The organism is Streptomyces sp. NPDC002403 (assembly GCF_053593015.1).
In genome coordinates this window covers 160,584-176,848 of record NZ_JBSFBQ010000005.1, presented here as the reverse complement: position 1 = coordinate 176,848, position 16,265 = coordinate 160,584, and the positions used below count along the sequence as shown (strand labels likewise).

Sequence of the window (16,265 nt, the reverse complement as noted above, 5' to 3'; positions counted from 1 at the left end):
GTGGACAGCGATCTGTCCGGGTACGGGGAGGGCCCGGGGGCCTCTTGTTCGGACGAGGCAGGGCCCGCGCCGGACGAAAGACCCTGGGACCGTTCCCGTACCCGGAACGCCGCGGGTGCCGGCTCAGGCCGGGACCGCGAGTTTTCCGGCCCCGTCGTCGCTGTCACTGTCCTCACCCCGGCCCCGGCCGCCCGGCAGGACGCGGGCCAGCCAGTGCGAGCGCCCGGCCGCCAGTGGTGCGAGGACCGCGAGCAGGAGCACATAGCCCGCGATGAACGGGGAGAGCCGCTCGTCCAGCCCCGCGGCCGCCGCCATCGTGGCGAGGATCAGGGCGAACTCGCCGCGCGCCACCAGCGTGGTGGAGATGTTCGCCGTGGCCTGCGGGCCGAAGCCGTACACCTTCGCGGCGGCGAGCCCGGCGAGGACGTTCATGGCCAGGGTCACCGCGACGGCGGCCAGCACCGGCCACAGCACGGTCGGCAGGTCGCCCGGGTCGATCGAGAGCCCGAAGGCGAAGAAGAAGATCGCGCCGAAGGCGTCCCGCAGCGGGTGGACCAGCTTGAGGATGCGCTCGCCGGAGGTCGTGCTGCCGAGCATCAGGCCGACCATGAACGCGCCGATCGCGTCCGCGACCCCGAACCACTCCGAGACGCCCGCCACGAAGACCGCGGCGCCGAGGAAGGAGATGACGAGGAGTTCGTCGTCACGGGTGTTGATCAGCTTGCCGACGACCCTGGTGCCGAACCGGGCGGCCAGCGCGAGCAGCAGCAGGAAGCCGAAGGCCTTGCCGCCGTCGACCGCCGCGGCGGAGAGGCTGTCGGCGCCCGACAGGATGGGCTGGAGGGCGGCCAGGTAGAGGGCGAGGAAGACGTCCTCGACCACGATGATGCCGAGGATCGGCTTGGTCTCCGGATTGCCGATGCGGCCCAGGTCGACCAGGACCTTGGTGACGATGGCCGACGACGAGATGCCCAGCACCCCGGCGAGCACGAGCGCCTCGGAGGTGCCCCAGCCCAGCGCGAAGCCGAAGCCGAGCCCGGCGCCGACGTTCAGGGCGAGATAGGTGCCGCCGGCGAGGGCCATCTTGCGGCCGCCGGCCTTGAGGTCGTCGAGGTGGAATTCGAGGCCGAGGTAGAAGAGCAGCAGCACCAGGCCGAGTGCGGAGAGCATCTCCAGCTCGTGCGGGTCGGCGACGAGCACGATGCCGGGCGTGTGCGGGCCGAGCAGGATTCCGGCCAGGATGAACAGGGGGATGGTCGGCAGTCCGATGCGGCTGCCGACGCGGGCGAGAACGGCGGCGGCGAGGAAGGCGCCGCCCATGGCGATGAGCGTGTCTGCGTGTCCGATGAGCCCGATCCTTCGTTTGGTCAAGAGAACGTCAAGGAAGCGTCAGTAATTAGTTTACCGAACGATTGACGTTGCAACTGTCCCCCCTCGCGAAAACCTGGGAAACACCGGTGCTCCGACCGCCGCGCCCCGCCTCCCCCCGATCGGACCTGGGGTTTCCCCCACCCCCGATCCGCCAGCAGCCGCCATGTTCCGCACCCGCCCCCGCTCCGTAGGTTCGAGCCATGGTCGAAGAAGCGGCCGATGAGCAACGGAAGGCGGACATCATGGGGCTGCGACGCACCAGGCAGCGCGCGCAGGACGGGCAGTACACGACGGACACCCACCAGGCGTCCGGACCCTCGGACCTCGCCGTCGAACTGCGCGGCGTCCGCAGGCAGTACGGCCGGGGCGGCTCTGTCGTCCACGCGCTGCGGGGCATCGACCTTGCGCTCCCGCGCTCCACCTTCACCGCCGTCATGGGACCGTCCGGCTCCGGGAAATCGACCTTCCTGCAGTGCGCGGCCGGACTCGACCGCCCCACCGAGGGCTCCGTGCGCCTCGGCGGCACCGAGATCACCGGCATGAGCGAGAACCGGCTCACCGAACTGCGCCGCACCCGCCTCGGCTTCGTCTTCCAGGCCTTCAACCTGCTGCCGTCCCTGACGGTCGAACAGAACGTCGTCCTGCCCATGCGCCTGGCCGGACAGCGCACCGGCTCCGCCCGCGCCCGCCGCGAAGCCACCGAGATGCTCACCCGGGTCGGCCTCGGCGACAAGGGCACCCGCCGCCCCGGCCAGCTCTCCGGCGGCCAGCAGCAGCGCGTCGCCGTCGCCCGCGCCCTGGTCACCCGGCCCGATGTGATCTTCGCCGACGAGCCGACCGGCGCCCTCGACACCACCACCGCCGCAGAGATCCTCGCCCTGCTCCGCAGCGCGGTGGACGGCCTCGGCGCCACCGTCGTCATGGTCACCCACGACCCGGCCGCCGCCGCCTACGCCGACCAGGTGCTCTTCCTCGCCGACGGCGCGATCGCCGACAGCCTGCCGCGCGCCGGCGCCGCACAGATCGCCGCCCGGATGACCGCGCTGACCGCGCGCACCGCCCCCGCCCACGCAGGAGCAGCAGCCTGATGTTCACCCCGCACGTCCCGAACGGCCTCGCCCGCGCGGCCGTCCGCTTCAAACCCTCCTCGTTCGTCGGGACCTTCGTCGCGCTCCTGCTGGCCGCGGCCGTCGTCTCCGCCTGCGGCATCCTGACGGAGAGCGGCGTGCGCGCCTCCGTACCCGCGGACCGCTACGCGAAGGCCCCCGTGGTGGTCGCCGCCGACCAGAAGATCCATCTGAAGTCCGGCAGCGGCGACAGCGCGGAGGAGACCGACGTACTCCTCCCGGACACCGCACGGCTGCCCGAATCCCTGGTGGCGAAGGCCGCCTCGGCCCCCGGCGCGGCCACCGCTGTCGGGGACGTCGGCTACTCCGTACGGCACGACAACACCCCCCTCACCGCGCACGGCTGGGGCTCCACCGCCCTCACCGGCACGCGGCTGGTCACCGGTACTGCCCCCCGGACCGGCGAGGCCGTCGTCCCGGCCGGCGCCGGGAGCCGGGTCGGCGACACCGTCACCCTCGACACACCCGCCGGCGTACGGGAGTTCCGGGTGTCGGGCACCACCGCCACCGACGCCACCGTCTGGTTCGCCGACCGGCAGGCCGTACAGCTCTCCGGCCACCCCGGCCGGGTCGACGCCATCGCCGTGCTCGCCGACCGGGGCACCGCCACCGACACCCTCGCCGGCCAGGTCCGCGAGGCCGTCGGCCGCACCGCGACCGCCCGGGTCCACACCGGTGACGACCGGGGCGCCGTCGAGGCCCCGGCCCTCGCGGGAACCAAGGAACTCCTCCTCGGACTCGGCCTCTCCTTCGGCGGCGTCGCCACCATGGTCGCCGTCTTCACCGCCGCCGGCACGGTCGCCCTCTCCGTGGGCCAGCGCAGCCGTGAGTTCGCCCTGCTGCGAGCCATCGGGGCCACCCCGCGCCAGCTGCGCCGCACCATCGCCACCGAGTCCCTGCTCGTCGCCCCGCTCGCCGGAGCGCTCGGCTGCCTGCCCGGGGCCGCCCTGGCCACGTGGTGGTTCGGGCAGCTCCAGGACCGGGGAGCGGTCCTCGACGGCGTCGCCCTGCACATCTCCTGGCTGCCGCTGACCATCGCGGCCGCCACCACCATGCTCACCGCGCTGGGCGCCGGCTACCTCGCCGCACGGCGACCCGCCAAGCTGAAGCCGGGACTCGCCCTCGCCCAGACGGCCGTGGAACGCGCCCCGTTCGGCGTGATCCGCACCCCGCTCGGCATCGCCGCCCTCGTCGGCGGCACGGCCCTCGCCGGAGTCGCGGCCTCCTCGTCCGGCGAGGACTCGGCGAACGCCGCCCTCGGCGTCGTCATGCTCTTCATGGTCGCGGTCGGGCTGCTCGGCCCGCTGATCGCCCGGATCTGCGCCACCGTCATCGGCCTCCCGCTGCGCGCCGCCGGCGCCTCGGGCTCACTGGCCGCCGCCAACTCCCGTACCAACTCCCGCCGGCTGGCCTCCGCGATCACCCCGATCGTGCTCGCCATGGCCTTCTCGTCGACGCTCGTCTTCATGCAGACCAGCCAGGAACGGGTGACCGCACACCAGCAGCGCGACGCGATCACCGCCGACCACATCGTCACCGCCCCGGCGGGACTCGGCTCCGACGCGACCGAACGGGCCGCCGCCACCCCCGGCGTCTCCACCGCGGTCGGACTGCTCCGCAGCTCCGTCCTGGTTCCCGGCGGCGGGGGCGTGCAGCTGCAGAGTGCCTCCGCCCAGGGCGTCATCGGCTCCGGCAAGGAGCTCGCCGAGGTCCAGGACCTCGACGTCAGGACCGGCTCCCTCACCGGCCTGAGGCCCGGGACCGTCGCCGTCGACACCACCCTCGCCGACACGGCGGACCTGCGCACCGGCGACCGGCTCGCCCTGCGGCTGCCGGACGGCACCAAGGCGAACCCGAAGGTCGTCGCGGTCTACGGACGAGGCCTCGGCACCAGCCTCCTCACCTTCCCCGCGGCCGACCTGAAGACCCACATGACCTCGCCGTACGCCACCGACGTCCTGGTACGCGCCACCCCCGCCGCCGCCCGGAAACTCACCGCGCTCGGCACCGTCACCGACTCCTCCGGCTACGCCGCGGCCCAGGACAAGGACCGCGAGCTCAACGCCTGGGCCAACACCGTCATGGCCGCGGTCCTCGGCGGATTCGCCGCGATCGCCGCCGTCAACACCCTGGTGATGACCGTCCTCGACCGCCGCCGCGAACTGACCATGCTGCGCCTGGTCGGCTCCACCCACAGTCAGGTCATGGGCATGATCCGCTGGGAGGCGCTGCTGGTCACGGTGGCCGGCGCCGCGCTCGGCACCGGCATCGCCATGGCGACGCTCTTCCCGATGATGCGGGGCCTGACCGGCGAGTCGCCGTACGTCCCGCCGGTCCTGTACGGGAGCTTCGTCGCCGCGACCGTCGGCCTCGGCCTGCTCGCCATGGTGGTCCCGGCCCGCGCGGCCCTGCGCAGATCGGAAGCCCGTCCGTAGAGTCGGACCATGACCGAGCCGCACGCACACCTGACCCTGGCCGAAGTCGAGGCGATCGCCCGCGAGGCCCACGCCGAGCAGCGGGACAAGGCGGGACGTCCGTACACCGAACACCTCGCCGCCGTCGCCGAGGGAGTACGGACCAGGGGCGGCAGCGAGGAACAGATAGCCGCGGCCTGGCTGCACGACGCGGTCGAGGACGACGCGCTGCCGGAGCGGTGGCTGGCCGGCGCCGCGCTGCCGCAGCAGGTGAAGGACATGGTCCTCGCCGTCACCAAACGTGACGGCGAGGACCTTCGTGCGTACACCCGGCGCATCCTGGAGACCCCGGGCGCGCTGCTGATCAAGGAGTCCGACCTGGCACACAACACGGACCCGGCCCGTCTCGCCGTGCTGGAACCGGCGACCCGTACCCGGCTGACCGAGAAGTATGCGCTGGTACGGGGGCTGCTGGGACTCACCCCGGCCCAATCGCCCACCGAGCAATCGGATCCAGCCAACACGGCGAAGGACTGATCCGCGCGCCGACGGGGCTCAGAGCCTGGCCGGGTCCCGCCGGAACGCCCAGTCCATGTCCGGCTCCGTCACCGGGCGCAGCGCCCTGCGGACCGGTGGTGTGCACAGCAGCGTCACGGCGACCGCCGCGACCAGGGAGACCAGGACCAGGCCGACGGGCGCCGCGAGCCAGTCGTAGACGTCGAACACCCCGGCGTATCCGGCTCCCTTGATCAGGAAGCCGTGCAGCAGATAGCCGCAGATCGTCCCGGTACCGAGGACCGTGAACCACATGTGGCGGCGCGGCACCCAGGACAGGAACCCGATGGTGAGCAGCAGCGCGCAGCCGAACATGGCCAGGGTCATCACGGCACCCGACCACCACGGAGCGCCCATCTCCTGCGCGCTGTTGCTGCGGTAGAACCAGCCCAGCTGCATCCGCGGCGCCGCCCAGTACGCGAACGCCAGGGCCCCGGCGAACAGCGGGAGCGCGAGCATCCGCACCTCGCGCCGGCGCACCAGCTGGAAATGCTCGGGCCGCAGCCGGAGCCCCAGCACGAAGAACGGCAGGAACTGCAGTACGCGCTGGAGATCGAGGTCGTCGCCGATCGTCGGGGAGAAGGAGGCGAGCACGGCGATGACGAGCGCGACCGGCAGCGGATGGCGCAGCGCCTGCCACAGCGGCGTGGTGATCCGCCAGATGAACAGCGCGATCAGGAACCAGGTGAGGTACCAGGGGTCGAGCAGGCTGATCGACGGATCGGCCTGGTCGTCGGCGTACCGCTTGAACAGGGAATACGCCGTCTCGAACACCACATAGGGCACGGCGACGCCGGTGATCAGGCGCTTCACCTTGGCGGCGGACATGTCGAACGAGCGGGAGAAGTAGCCGGAGACGATGATGAACGCCGGCATGTGAAAGGTGTACGCCACCATGTACAGCGCACGGGCGGTCCGGCTGCCGTCCATCACCGGTTCCCACGAGTGCGCCACCGCGACGAGCACGATGGCCAGGTATTTGACGTTGTCGAAGTAGGCGTCGCGCCGCTTCGCCGGTGCGGCCGCCGACGGCTTGTTCGCCACCGGTGCGGGGGGTGCCGCGGTGACGGTCGTCCCTCGGGGTCTGGGCTCCGACTCCCGGGTCGCCGATGGGAGCGGGGCCCTCTGAAATTCGTTCGGAGCGTGGAACATCTCATGCACCTTAGACGCCTCGATCGGAATTCGTAAAACCGCTCGGGGATATCACATGCTCCTCCCCAATCGAAAGTGAAACCACCGTCAACCGCCCGCTATGCACCGATTCATCCACCTTAAATGGGGCATATCGGCAGGTTGTTGTGGAGCGTGAATTTCATCGCACTTAAACCTTGGAATTGCATGTGAATGAAGTGTGTGGATATGGAAACCGTCACATTCGCAAGTTATTACGAATGGCTGATTCACAGTTCACTCACAGGTGTGGGGTGCCCTGTGCGACCCCTCGTGCAGCCGTGCGCCCCGAGTGCACGCGGGGCGCAAGGATGGCGCGATCCCGTCGCATCGATCCGTCAGGCGGCAGCGACCACAGGGGAGTTGGTGGCACGATGGACAGGACGGAGGAGTGCTCGGCCGCACCTCTCCGGGCCGGCAAGGCGGACCGACCGAGGGTGTGAGCAGTCGTGGCCATTTCACTGTCTGTGGTGCTGATGTTGGCGATCATCCTGGTGGTCCTGATCAGGGGAGGCTCGATCAAGCCCGGGCCGGCGATCGTCGCGATACTTTTCGGCTTCTTCCTGGCGTCGACCGGCATGGCGCCGTCGATCCAGAGGTTCATGAACTCGATAGCGGAGACCATCAACCAGATCTCCTTCTGAACCGGCCGGTCCAGCCGCCCGCGCCCCGGCGCGGGCAGCCCGGCACGGGCGGTGCGGCGCCACACACACGGAACGCAAAGGGCCCGGTCCGGCGAGGAATTCGCCGGACCGGGCCCAAGCATGGAGCGGGCGACGGGAATCGAACCCGCGTAGCTAGTTTGGAAGACTAGGGCTCTACCATTGAGCTACGCCCGCAAAGCCGCACCGCAGGCCCGGAGGCCGTCGGCACGTGAAGCATCGTAGCGGGTCGCGGACGCTGCCCGCACACCCGATTGCGGCCACCCGGTGTCGCGTTCGGTGCCGCCCGCGCAAAGCGGCCGATGCACTGCCTGACTGCATGTACCCTACGTGTCGCACCGACGGGGTGTGGCGCAGCTTGGTAGCGCGTCCGCTTTGGGAGCGGAAGGTCGTCGGTTCGAATCCGGCCACCCCGACCACCGGCAAGATCGCATTGTGGGAGTCCGACTCCTTGCCGTTACTATGCAAAATGCGTGCCCGTGTGTCTGATGTACCGGGCTCGGTCCGCGAAGCCGCCACCCGTGCGGCGGAGCAGAACCCCAAGAAGTCAGCCACAAGGAGACCGAACCGTGAAGAGCGCCGTGGAGACCCTGAACCCGACCCGGGTTCGGCTCACTGTCGAGGTGCCCTTCGAGGAGCTCAAGGACAGCCTCGACGCGGCGTACAAGAAGATCAACCAGCAGGTCACGGTGAAGGGCTTCCGCAAGGGCAAGATCCCTGCCCGGGTCATCGACCAGCGCTTCGGCCGCGGTGCGGTGCTGGAGGAGGCCGTCAACGACGCCCTCCCGAAGTTCTACACCGAGGCCGTCAACGAGGGTGAGCTCAACGTCCTCGGCCAGCCCGAGGTCGACATCACCGAGCTGAAGGACGGCGAGCTGCTGGCCTTCACCGCCGAGGTTGACGTACGCCCCGAGATCGAGATTCCGGACTACTCCGGCATCGAGGTCACCGTCGACGCCCTCGAGGTCAGCGACGAGGACATCGAGAAGGCCGTGGAGCAGCTCCGCGAGCGCTTCGCCTCCACCAACCCGGTCGAGCGCGCCGCTGCCGAGGGCGACGTCGTGACGATCGACCTGCAGGCCAAGGTCGACGGCGAGGTCCTGGAGGACGGCGTCGCCGAGGGTGTCTCGTACACCATCGGTTCCGGCGAGCTCCTCGACGGCATCGACGCCGCCGTCACCGGCCTGGAGGCGGGTGGTGAGGCCACCTTCACCTCCGAGCTGAAGGGCGGCTCCGCCGAGGGCAAGGAGGCCGAGGTCACCGTCAAGGTCTCCGCCGTCGCCGCCCGTGAGCTCCCCGAACTGGACGACGAGTTCGCCCAGATGGCGAGCGAGTTCGACACCCTCGACGAGCTGAAGGCCGACAGCCGCAAGCGCCTCGAGAACACCAAGCAGTACGACCAGGCCACCCAGGCCCAGGAGCGCGTCCTGGACGAGCTGCTGAAGCTCGCCGAGGTCCCGATCCCGGAGAAGCTGCTCGCGGACGAGGTCCAGACCCGCAAGCACAACCTGGAGCACCACCAGCTCGGTCAGATGGGCCTGACCCTCGACAAGTACCTGGAGATCCAGGGCAAGACGGTCGAGGAGTTCGACGCCGAGACCTCCGAGCAGGCGATCAAGGGCATCAAGACCCAGTTCATCCTGGACGAGATCGTCAACAAGGAGAAGCTGAACGTCAACCAGGAGGAGCTCACCGAGCACCTCATGCGGCGCGCTGCTTCCTCCGGCATGAGCCCCGACCAGTTCGCCCAGGCCGTCGTCGAGGGCGGCCAGGTGCCGATGCTCGTCGGCGAGGTCGCCCGCGGCAAGGCGCTGGCCGTGGTCGTCGAGGCCGCCAAGGTCGTCGACACCAAGGGTGAGGTCGTCGAGCTGGAGGACGACGAGGAGGAGGCCATCGAGGCAGTCGAGGCCGCCGAGGGCACCACCGACGCCGCCGCCGAGGCCGCCGAGGAGAAGAACGAGGCCTGAGCCTCGCGCTGAACCCGAACGACGGGCTCCGGACGCCGCTGCGTCCGGAGCCCGTCGTCGTATGGCGTACGGTGCCCCACAACCCTTGTGCGGACTGCGGAGCTTGCGCTCCGAGCGAACAGTTGCGGAAGCGGGATGGCGTTGTCCCACCTGCGCGTTAGGGTCCATGAATAGGAAGGGCAGGGGAGTCCCCGCCCACCCGGTACGAAGACGCTGAGACGGCCGGAGCCGTCAGAGACGAGCAGGTGGATACGTGACGAATCTGATGCCCTACGCCGCCGGTGAGCCGTCCCTCGGTGGAGGCCTCGGTGACCAGGTCTACAGCCGGCTGCTCGGCGAGCGCATCATCTTCCTCGGTCAGCAGGTGGACGATGAGATCGCCAACAAGATCACCGCGCAGCTGCTCCTCCTCGCCGCGGAGCCCGAGAAGGACATCTACCTCTACATCAACAGCCCCGGCGGCTCGGTGACGGCCGGCATGGCGGTCTACGACACCATGCAGTACATCCCGAACGACGTGGTCACCATCGGTATGGGCATGGCGGCCTCGATGGGCCAGTTCCTGCTCACCGGCGGCACCGCGGGCAAGCGCTTCGCGCTCCCGAACACCGACATCCTCATGCACCAGGGTTCGGCCGGCATCGGCGGCACGGCCTCGGACATCAAGATCCAGGCCCAGTACCTGCTGCGCACCAAGCAGCGGATGGCGGAGATCACCGCCCGTCACTCCGGCCAGACCGTCGAGACGATCATCCGCGACGGCGACCGCGACCGCTGGTACACCGCGGAGGAGGCCAAGGAGTACGGCCTCATCGACGAGATCATCACGATCGCATCGGGCGTTCCGGGCGGCGGCGGCACCGGCGCCTGATCCGGTACCCACCGGATCCGGCTCCACCGCCCCGCGCACCTCTCGTACGCCGAGACACCCAGCCACAGAACGCCACCAGGATGGTGAACACCCACATGAACAACTTCCCCGGCGCCTCCGCGAGCGGCCTCTACACCGGCCCGCAGGTGGACAACCGCTACATCGTGCCGCGCTTCGTGGAGCGCACCTCGCAGGGCGTGCGCGAGTACGACCCGTACGCGAAGCTCTTCGAGGAGCGCGTGATCTTCCTCGGCGTGCAGATCGACGACGCCTCGGCCAATGACGTCATGGCGCAGCTGCTGTGCCTGGAGTCGATGGACCCGGACCGGGACATCTCCATCTACATCAACAGCCCCGGCGGCTCGTTCACCGCGCTCACCGCGATCTACGACACGATGCAGTTCGTGAAGCCGGACATCCAGACGGTCTGCATGGGCCAGGCGGCCTCCGCCGCGGCCGTGCTGCTCGCGGCGGGTACGCCCGGCAAGCGGATGGCGCTGCCCAACGCCCGTATCCTGATCCACCAGCCGTCCTCGCAGACCGGCCGCGAGCAGCTCTCCGACCTGGAGATCGCGGCCAACGAGATCCTGCGGATGCGCACCCAGCTGGAGGAGATGCTGGCCAAGCACTCCACCACTCCGCTGGAGAAGATCCGCGACGACATCGAGCGCGACAAGATCCTGACCGCCGAGGACGCCCTCGCCTACGGTCTCGTCGACCAGATCGTGTCGACCCGCAAGCAGGCGGCCACGGCCGTCTGACGTCGGCCTTCACCCCTTGGCACACCACATTCGCCCGGTCCTTGCCGTGTGAACCGTGCCAAGGGGGGCCCGAACGGGGGCCAAGGCAAGGTACCGTCGGATAGAGGCACCAGGAGCCGCTGAACCAAGCTGCTCCCAGGCGAAGGGGAAGCACCTCGTGGCACGCATCGGTGATGGCGGCGACCTGCTCAAGTGCTCGTTCTGCGGAAAGAGCCAGAAGCAGGTGAAGAAGCTCATCGCGGGTCCCGGTGTGTACATCTGCGACGAGTGCATCGATCTCTGCAACGAGATCATCGAGGAGGAGCTCGCGGAGACCTCCGAGGTGCGGTGGGAGGAACTCCCCAAGCCGCGCGAGATCTACGAGTTCCTCGAGGGGTACGTCGTCGGGCAGGAGCCCGCGAAGAAGGCCCTCTCGGTCGCTGTGTACAACCACTACAAGCGGGTCCAGGCGGGTGAGAACGGCGGCGCGCAGGGCCGGGACGACGCCATCGAGCTGGCCAAGTCCAACATCCTGCTGCTGGGCCCCACGGGCTCCGGCAAGACGCTGCTCGCGCAGACGCTGGCCCGCATGCTCAACGTCCCGTTCGCCATCGCCGACGCGACGGCGCTGACGGAGGCCGGCTATGTCGGCGAGGACGTCGAGAACATCCTGCTGAAGCTGATCCAGGCCGCGGACTACGACGTCAAGAAGGCCGAGACCGGGATCATCTACATCGACGAGATCGACAAGGTCGCCCGCAAGAGCGAGAACCCGTCGATCACCCGCGATGTCTCCGGCGAGGGCGTCCAGCAGGCCCTGCTGAAGATCCTGGAGGGCACCACCGCCTCCGTACCGCCGCAGGGCGGCCGGAAGCACCCGCACCAGGAGTTCATCCAGATCGACACGACGAACGTGCTGTTCATCGTGGGCGGTGCCTTCTCCGGCCTGGAGCGGATCATCGAGTCCCGGGCGGGTGCCAAGGGCATCGGCTTCGGCGCGACGATCCGTTCGAAGCGGGAGATCGAGGCGAGCGACCAGTTCCAGGAGGTCATGCCGGAGGACCTGGTGAAGTTCGGGATGATCCCGGAGTTCATCGGCCGGCTGCCCGTCCTCACCTCGGTCCACAACCTGGACCGCGAGGCGCTGCTGCAGATCCTCGTCGAGCCGCGCAACGCGCTGGTGAAGCAGTACCAGCGCCTCTTCGAACTCGACGGCGTCGAGCTGGACTTCGACCGCCCGGCCCTGGAGGCCATCGCCGACCAGGCGATCCTCCGCGGCACCGGCGCGCGCGGTCTGCGGGCCATCATGGAGGAGGTCCTCCAGTCCGTGATGTACGAGGTGCCGTCCCGCAAGGACGTCGCCCGCGTCGTCATCACGGCGGACGTCGTCCGCAACAACGTGAACCCGACCCTGGTCCCGCGCGAGCCGCGGACGATCGGCAAGGGCGACGGCGGGCGGCACGAGAAGTCCGCGTAGCGGCAGGCGAAGACAGACGGAAGGGGCGCCCGGCCAGGTGAACTGGCGGGCGCCCCTTCCGTGTTGTGACGGCTACTTCTTGACGCGGATCTCCTTGCGGAGGTCCGTCGTGATCTTGGCAGCGGCGTCCTTGTCCATGCTCCCCGCGACGTTTCCGGGGGAGACCATCGCCATGGTGCTGTAGTCCGACCAGGCGCAGAACCAGTCGGTCTTCGGCTTCTTGGTCATGACGTCCGTGCCCGTGGCGGCCTGGCACTTCATGATGCCGTTCTCGAAGCCGGACGGGGACACCTCCTCCGGGCTGCCGATGAGCTGGGTCTTGTTGTCCTTGCTCTCGGACGCGCCCTTCTGCAGAGAGGCGAAGAACTTGTCCAGCGCCTTGGCCGGATCGCTGATCTTGCCGTACGCGCCGATGTAGGTGATGCCCTTGGCGGTCAGGAGGCTCGGGTCGTTGGGGTTGCTGGGGTCGAGCTTGGTGAGATCCGCCGTCGAGTAGATCCCGGTGACGGTCTTGCCGTTCTCGATGCCGCTGTCCGTCAGTTCCTTCGTGGTCTTGTCGTCCTGCTGCTGGCTCGCACCGTCCTTGCTGACGCGCTTGTACTCGCTCAGCACCGTCGCCGGAGTCGTCAGCGTGTGCGGTCCGTCGTCGCTGAGACCGCCACCGCCGCCGGTCAGGAAGTACACCCCGCCCGCGATGACCGCCAGCGCCACGACGACGCCGCCGATGATCAGGCCGGTCTTCTTCTTCGGCTCGGCCGGGGGCATCGGCATCGTGCCGTAGGCCGGCTGGCCGCCGTACGGGGGAGTGGGGGGCTGCTGGCCGTACGGGCCGGGCTGCTGGGCCTGGGGGTAGCCGTAGCCCGGCTGGGGCTGCTGCTGCGGGACACCCTGGGGAGCCTGCTGGGGGTAGCCGTAGCCGGGCTGGCCCTGCGGGGGCTGCTGGCCGTACGGCCCCGGCTGCTGGCCGTACGGGCCGGGCTGGCCCTGCGGCTGCTGCCCGTACGGTCCGGGCTGACCCTGGGGCGGCTGGCCGCCGTACGGACCCGGCTGGCCCTGGGGCGGCTGGCCGCCGTACGGGCCCGGCTGGTTGTAGCTCATCTGCGGTGTCCCCTGTTCGTCATACTTATGCGTTCCGAACATCCTGGCGGAAGGGCTCCTCATATGGAGCACCGGGAGTCACTCCGTTACTCAACAAACCGGTTTCAGTGCACGACTGTGACGGCCCTAAACTGTCCCCCGTGACCGAGAAGACTCAGCAGACGCCAGCCAGCAACCCTGAACTGCCGACCCAGTACGCACCGGCCGAGGTAGAGGGGAAGCTGTACGAGCGCTGGGTAGAGCGGGGTTACTTCGAAGCCGACGAGCACAGCGAGAAGCCGCCGTACTCCATCGTCATCCCGCCGCCGAACGTCACGGGCAGCCTGCACCTCGGGCACGCCTTCGAGCACACGCTGATCGACGCCCTCGTCCGCCGCAAGCGCATGCAGGGCTTCGAGGCGCTCTACCAGCCCGGCATGGACCACGCCGGCATCGCCACCCAGAACGTCGTCGAGCGCGAACTCGGCAAGGAGGGCAAGTCCCGCCACGACCTGGGCCGCGAGGCCTTCGTCGAGCGCGTCTGGAAGTGGAAGAACGAGTCCGGTGGCCAGATCTCCGGCCAGATGCGCCGCCTCGGCGAGGGCGTCGCCTGGTCCCGTGAGCGCTTCACCATGGACGAGGGCCTGTCCACCGCCGTCCAGACCATCTTCAAGCGGATGTACGACGAGGAGCTCATCTACCGCAAAGAGCGCATCGTCAACTGGTGCCCGCGCTGTCTGACCGCGATCTCGGACATCGAGGTCGAGTACCAGGACGACGACGGCGAGCTGGTCTCGATGACGTACGGGGACGGGGACGACACCATCGTCGTCGCCACGACCCGCGCCGAGACGATGCTCGGTGACACCGCCGTCGCCGTCCACCCCGACGACGAGCGCTACAAGCACCTCGTCGGCAAGCAGATCAGGCTGCCGCTGACCGACCGCACGATCCCCGTCGTCGCCGACCACCACGTCGACCCGGAGTTCGGCACCGGCGCCGTGAAGGTCACTCCCGCGCACGACCCGAACGACTTCGAGATCGGTACGCGCCACGACCTGCCGTTCCTCACGGTCATGGACGAGCGCGCCGTCATCACCGTCCCCGGTCCGTTCGAGGGCCTGGACCGCCTGGAGGCCCGCTCCGCGATCGTCGCCGCGCTGCGTGCCGAGGGCCGGATCGTCGCCGAGAAGCGTCCGTACGTCCACTCCGTCGGCCACTGCTCGCGCTGCAAGACCACCGTCGAGCCCCGGCTGTCCATGCAGTGGTGGGTCAAGGTCGCCCCGCTCGCCAAGGCGGCCGGTGACGCCGTCCGCGACGGCAAGGTCAAGATCCACCCGCAGGAGATGGAGAAGCGGTACTTCGACTGGGTCGACAACCTCCACGACTGGTGCATCTCGCGCCAGCTGTGGTGGGGGCACCGCATTCCCGTCTGGCACGGACCCGACGGAGAGATGGTCTGCGTCGGACCGGACGACGAGCCCCCCACCGGCGAGGGCTGGACGCAGGACCCCGACGTCCTGGACACCTGGTTCTCCTCCGGCCTGTGGCCCTTCTCCACCCTCGGCTGGCCCGAACAGACCGACAGTCTCGCGAAGTTCTACCCGAACTCCGTCCTGGTCACCGGCTACGACATCCTCTTCTTCTGGGTCGCCCGGATGATGATGTTCGGCCTGTACGTCAACGACGGCGTCCCGCCGTTCGAGACCATCGTCCTGCACGGCATGGTCCGCGACGAGCACGGCAAGAAGATGTCGAAGTCCTTCGGCAATGTCGTCAACCCGCTGGACTGGATGGACAAGTACGGCTCCGACGCGCTGCGCTTCACCCTGGCGCGCGGTGCCAACCCCGGTGTCGACGTCCCGATCGGCGAGGAGTGGGTCCAGGGCTCCGCCAAGTTCGCCAACAAGATCTGGAACGCCACCCGCTTCGCGCTGATGAACGGCGCGACGATCGAGGGCGAACTGCCGTCCGCCGACGAGATGTCGGTGACCGACCGCTGGATCCTCTCGCGGCTGGGCAAGACCGTCGCCGAAGTCGACGCGTACTACGACGACTTCCAGTTCTCCAAGCTCAGCGAGGCGCTGCGGCACTTCGCCTGGGACGAGGTCTTCGACTGGTACGTCGAGCTGTCCAAGACCACGTTCTTCGCGGGCGGCCGGCCGGCCGAGGTCTCGGGCCGGGTCCTCGGCGAGGTCCTGGACGTGATGCTGCGACTGCTGCACCCGGTCGTCCCGTTCGTCACGGAGACGCTCTGGACGGCCCTCACCGGCCGGGAGTCCGTCGTCATCGCCGACTGGCCGAAGGACTCGGGCTTCCGCGACGACGCGGCCGAGCAGGAGATCGCGCTCGTCCAGCAGGTCGTCACCGAGGTCCGCCGGTTCCGCTCCGACCAGGGCCTGCAGCCCGGCCAGAAGGTCCCGGCCGAGCTCACCCTGACCGGCACGCCGCTCGCCCCGCACGAGGCGGCCATCCGCCAGCTGCTGCGGCTCCAGTCGGCCGAGGAGGGCTTCCACGCCACCGCCTCGCTGCCCGTCGCGGGCGCCACGGTCGCGCTCGACCTCTCCGGCACCATCGACATCGAGGCCGAGCGCAAGCGCCTGACGAAGGACCTGGGCGCCGCCGAGAAGGAGAAGGCCCAGGCGGTCGGCAAGCTCTCCAACGAGGCGTTCCTCGGCAAGGCCCCGGACAATGTCGTCGACAAGATCCGTGGCCGGCTCGCCAAGGCGGAGGCCGACATCGAGCGGATCTCCGGCCAGCTGGCGAACCTGCCGCAGAGCTGATGACCTGAGCACGGAGCCCCCGTTCCCCTGACCGACCAGGGGGACGGGGGC

The 16,265-nt window shown here is 69.4% G+C and carries 12 protein-coding genes and 2 tRNA genes; 10 read left to right on the top strand and 4 right to left on the bottom strand.

Annotated features, from left to right (window positions below):
* Positions 1 to 123: 123 nt before the first annotated feature.
* Positions 124 to 1,320 carry a cation:proton antiporter gene (locus tag ACWCPY_RS08735; RefSeq protein WP_451263726.1) on the bottom strand — a complete coding sequence of 399 codons (1,197 nt, stop codon included), beginning with the start codon at positions 1,318 to 1,320 and terminating at the stop codon, positions 124 to 126.
* Between the two features lie 293 nt (positions 1,321 to 1,613).
* Here ACWCPY_RS08735 and ACWCPY_RS08730 point away from each other — a divergent pair, with 293 nt between their 5' ends.
* The 3 genes from ACWCPY_RS08730 to ACWCPY_RS08720 are packed head-to-tail and all read left to right on the top strand — an operon-like array spanning position 1,614 to position 5,449.
* A complete protein-coding gene (locus tag ACWCPY_RS08730) occupies positions 1,614 to 2,459 on the top strand; it encodes an ABC transporter ATP-binding protein (protein ID WP_451263725.1) in 846 nt (281 codons plus the stop codon).
* Positions 2,459 to 4,933 (top strand): ABC transporter permease, encoded by a 2,475-nt coding sequence (locus ACWCPY_RS08725; protein ID WP_451263618.1) that lies wholly within the window; start codon positions 2,459 to 2,461, stop codon positions 4,931 to 4,933. The genes ACWCPY_RS08730 and ACWCPY_RS08725 overlap by 1 nt, the downstream gene beginning before the upstream one ends.
* 9 nt (positions 4,934 to 4,942) lie before the next feature.
* Positions 4,943 to 5,449 carry an HD domain-containing protein gene (locus ACWCPY_RS08720; protein ID WP_451263617.1) on the top strand — a complete coding sequence of 169 codons (507 nt, stop codon included), beginning with the start codon at positions 4,943 to 4,945 and terminating at the stop codon, positions 5,447 to 5,449.
* Positions 5,450 to 5,467: 18 nt separating this feature from the next.
* On the opposite strand, the gene ACWCPY_RS08715 is transcribed toward ACWCPY_RS08720, so the two are convergent.
* Positions 5,468 to 6,619, bottom strand: coding sequence for an acyltransferase family protein (locus ACWCPY_RS08715; RefSeq protein ID WP_451263616.1), 1,152 nt, complete (start codon positions 6,617 to 6,619; stop codon positions 5,468 to 5,470).
* A 467-nt stretch (positions 6,620 to 7,086) separates the two neighbouring features.
* On the opposite strand from ACWCPY_RS08715, the gene ACWCPY_RS08710 reads away from it, so the two are divergent.
* Positions 7,087 to 7,281 (top strand): hypothetical protein, encoded by a 195-nt coding sequence (locus tag ACWCPY_RS08710; protein WP_072483636.1) that lies wholly within the window; start codon positions 7,087 to 7,089, stop codon positions 7,279 to 7,281.
* 121 nt (positions 7,282 to 7,402) lie between these two features.
* Here the strand turns inward: ACWCPY_RS08710 and ACWCPY_RS08705 are convergent.
* A tRNA-Gly gene (locus ACWCPY_RS08705) sits at positions 7,403 to 7,476 on the bottom strand.
* 165 nt (positions 7,477 to 7,641) lie between these two features.
* Here ACWCPY_RS08705 and ACWCPY_RS08700 point away from each other — a divergent pair.
* The 5 genes from ACWCPY_RS08700 (at position 7,642) to clpX (ending at position 12,354) form a co-directional block, all read left to right on the top strand.
* Positions 7,642 to 7,718: transfer RNA gene (locus tag ACWCPY_RS08700), tRNA-Pro, on the top strand.
* Positions 7,719 to 7,868: 150 nt separating this feature from the next.
* A complete protein-coding gene (gene tig / locus ACWCPY_RS08695; RefSeq protein ID WP_451263615.1) occupies positions 7,869 to 9,266 on the top strand; it encodes a trigger factor in 1,398 nt (465 codons plus the stop codon).
* A gap of 265 nt (positions 9,267 to 9,531) precedes the next feature.
* Complete coding sequence (locus ACWCPY_RS08690) at positions 9,532 to 10,137, top strand: ATP-dependent Clp protease proteolytic subunit (RefSeq protein WP_177328013.1); 606 nt, start codon at positions 9,532 to 9,534, stop codon at positions 10,135 to 10,137.
* An 80-nt stretch (positions 10,138 to 10,217) separates the two neighbouring features.
* The gene (locus tag ACWCPY_RS08685) at positions 10,218 to 10,898 is read left to right on the top strand and encodes an ATP-dependent Clp protease proteolytic subunit (protein WP_403771998.1); all 681 of its coding nucleotides are present in this window, start codon (positions 10,218 to 10,220) and stop codon (positions 10,896 to 10,898) included.
* Between the two features lie 157 nt (positions 10,899 to 11,055).
* Positions 11,056 to 12,354, top strand: a complete 1,299-nt coding sequence (gene clpX / locus ACWCPY_RS08680; RefSeq protein ID WP_072483632.1) for an ATP-dependent Clp protease ATP-binding subunit ClpX — start codon at positions 11,056 to 11,058, stop codon at positions 12,352 to 12,354.
* 72 nt (positions 12,355 to 12,426) lie between these two features.
* On the opposite strand, the gene ACWCPY_RS08675 is transcribed toward clpX, so the two are convergent.
* Positions 12,427 to 13,452, bottom strand: coding sequence for a hypothetical protein (locus ACWCPY_RS08675; RefSeq protein ID WP_451263613.1), 1,026 nt, complete (start codon positions 13,450 to 13,452; stop codon positions 12,427 to 12,429).
* 140 nt (positions 13,453 to 13,592) lie between these two features.
* Here ACWCPY_RS08675 and ACWCPY_RS08670 point away from each other — a divergent pair, with 140 nt between their 5' ends.
* Positions 13,593 to 16,214, top strand: coding sequence for a valine--tRNA ligase (locus ACWCPY_RS08670; RefSeq protein ID WP_451263611.1), 2,622 nt, complete (start codon positions 13,593 to 13,595; stop codon positions 16,212 to 16,214).
* Positions 16,215 to 16,265 lie beyond the last annotated feature (51 nt).

Coding starts and splice junctions, on each gene's coding strand:
- ACWCPY_RS08735 (WP_451263726.1), bottom strand. CDS start 1,320: ATGGGCGGCGCCTTCCTCGCCGCCGCCGTTCTCGCCCGCGTCGGCAGC.
- ACWCPY_RS08730 (WP_451263725.1), top strand. CDS start 1,614: ATGGGGCTGCGACGCACCAGGCAGCGCGCGCAGGACGGGCAGTACACG.
- ACWCPY_RS08725 (WP_451263618.1), top strand. CDS start 2,459: ATGTTCACCCCGCACGTCCCGAACGGCCTCGCCCGCGCGGCCGTCCGC.
- ACWCPY_RS08720 (WP_451263617.1), top strand. CDS start 4,943: ATGACCGAGCCGCACGCACACCTGACCCTGGCCGAAGTCGAGGCGATC.
- ACWCPY_RS08715 (WP_451263616.1), bottom strand. CDS start 6,619: ATGTTCCACGCTCCGAACGAATTTCAGAGGGCCCCGCTCCCATCGGCG.
- ACWCPY_RS08690 (WP_177328013.1), top strand. CDS start 9,532: ATGCCCTACGCCGCCGGTGAGCCGTCCCTCGGTGGAGGCCTCGGTGAC.
- ACWCPY_RS08685 (WP_403771998.1), top strand. CDS start 10,218: ATGGTGAACACCCACATGAACAACTTCCCCGGCGCCTCCGCGAGCGGC.
- ACWCPY_RS08675 (WP_451263613.1), bottom strand. CDS start 13,452: ATGAGCTACAACCAGCCGGGCCCGTACGGCGGCCAGCCGCCCCAGGGC.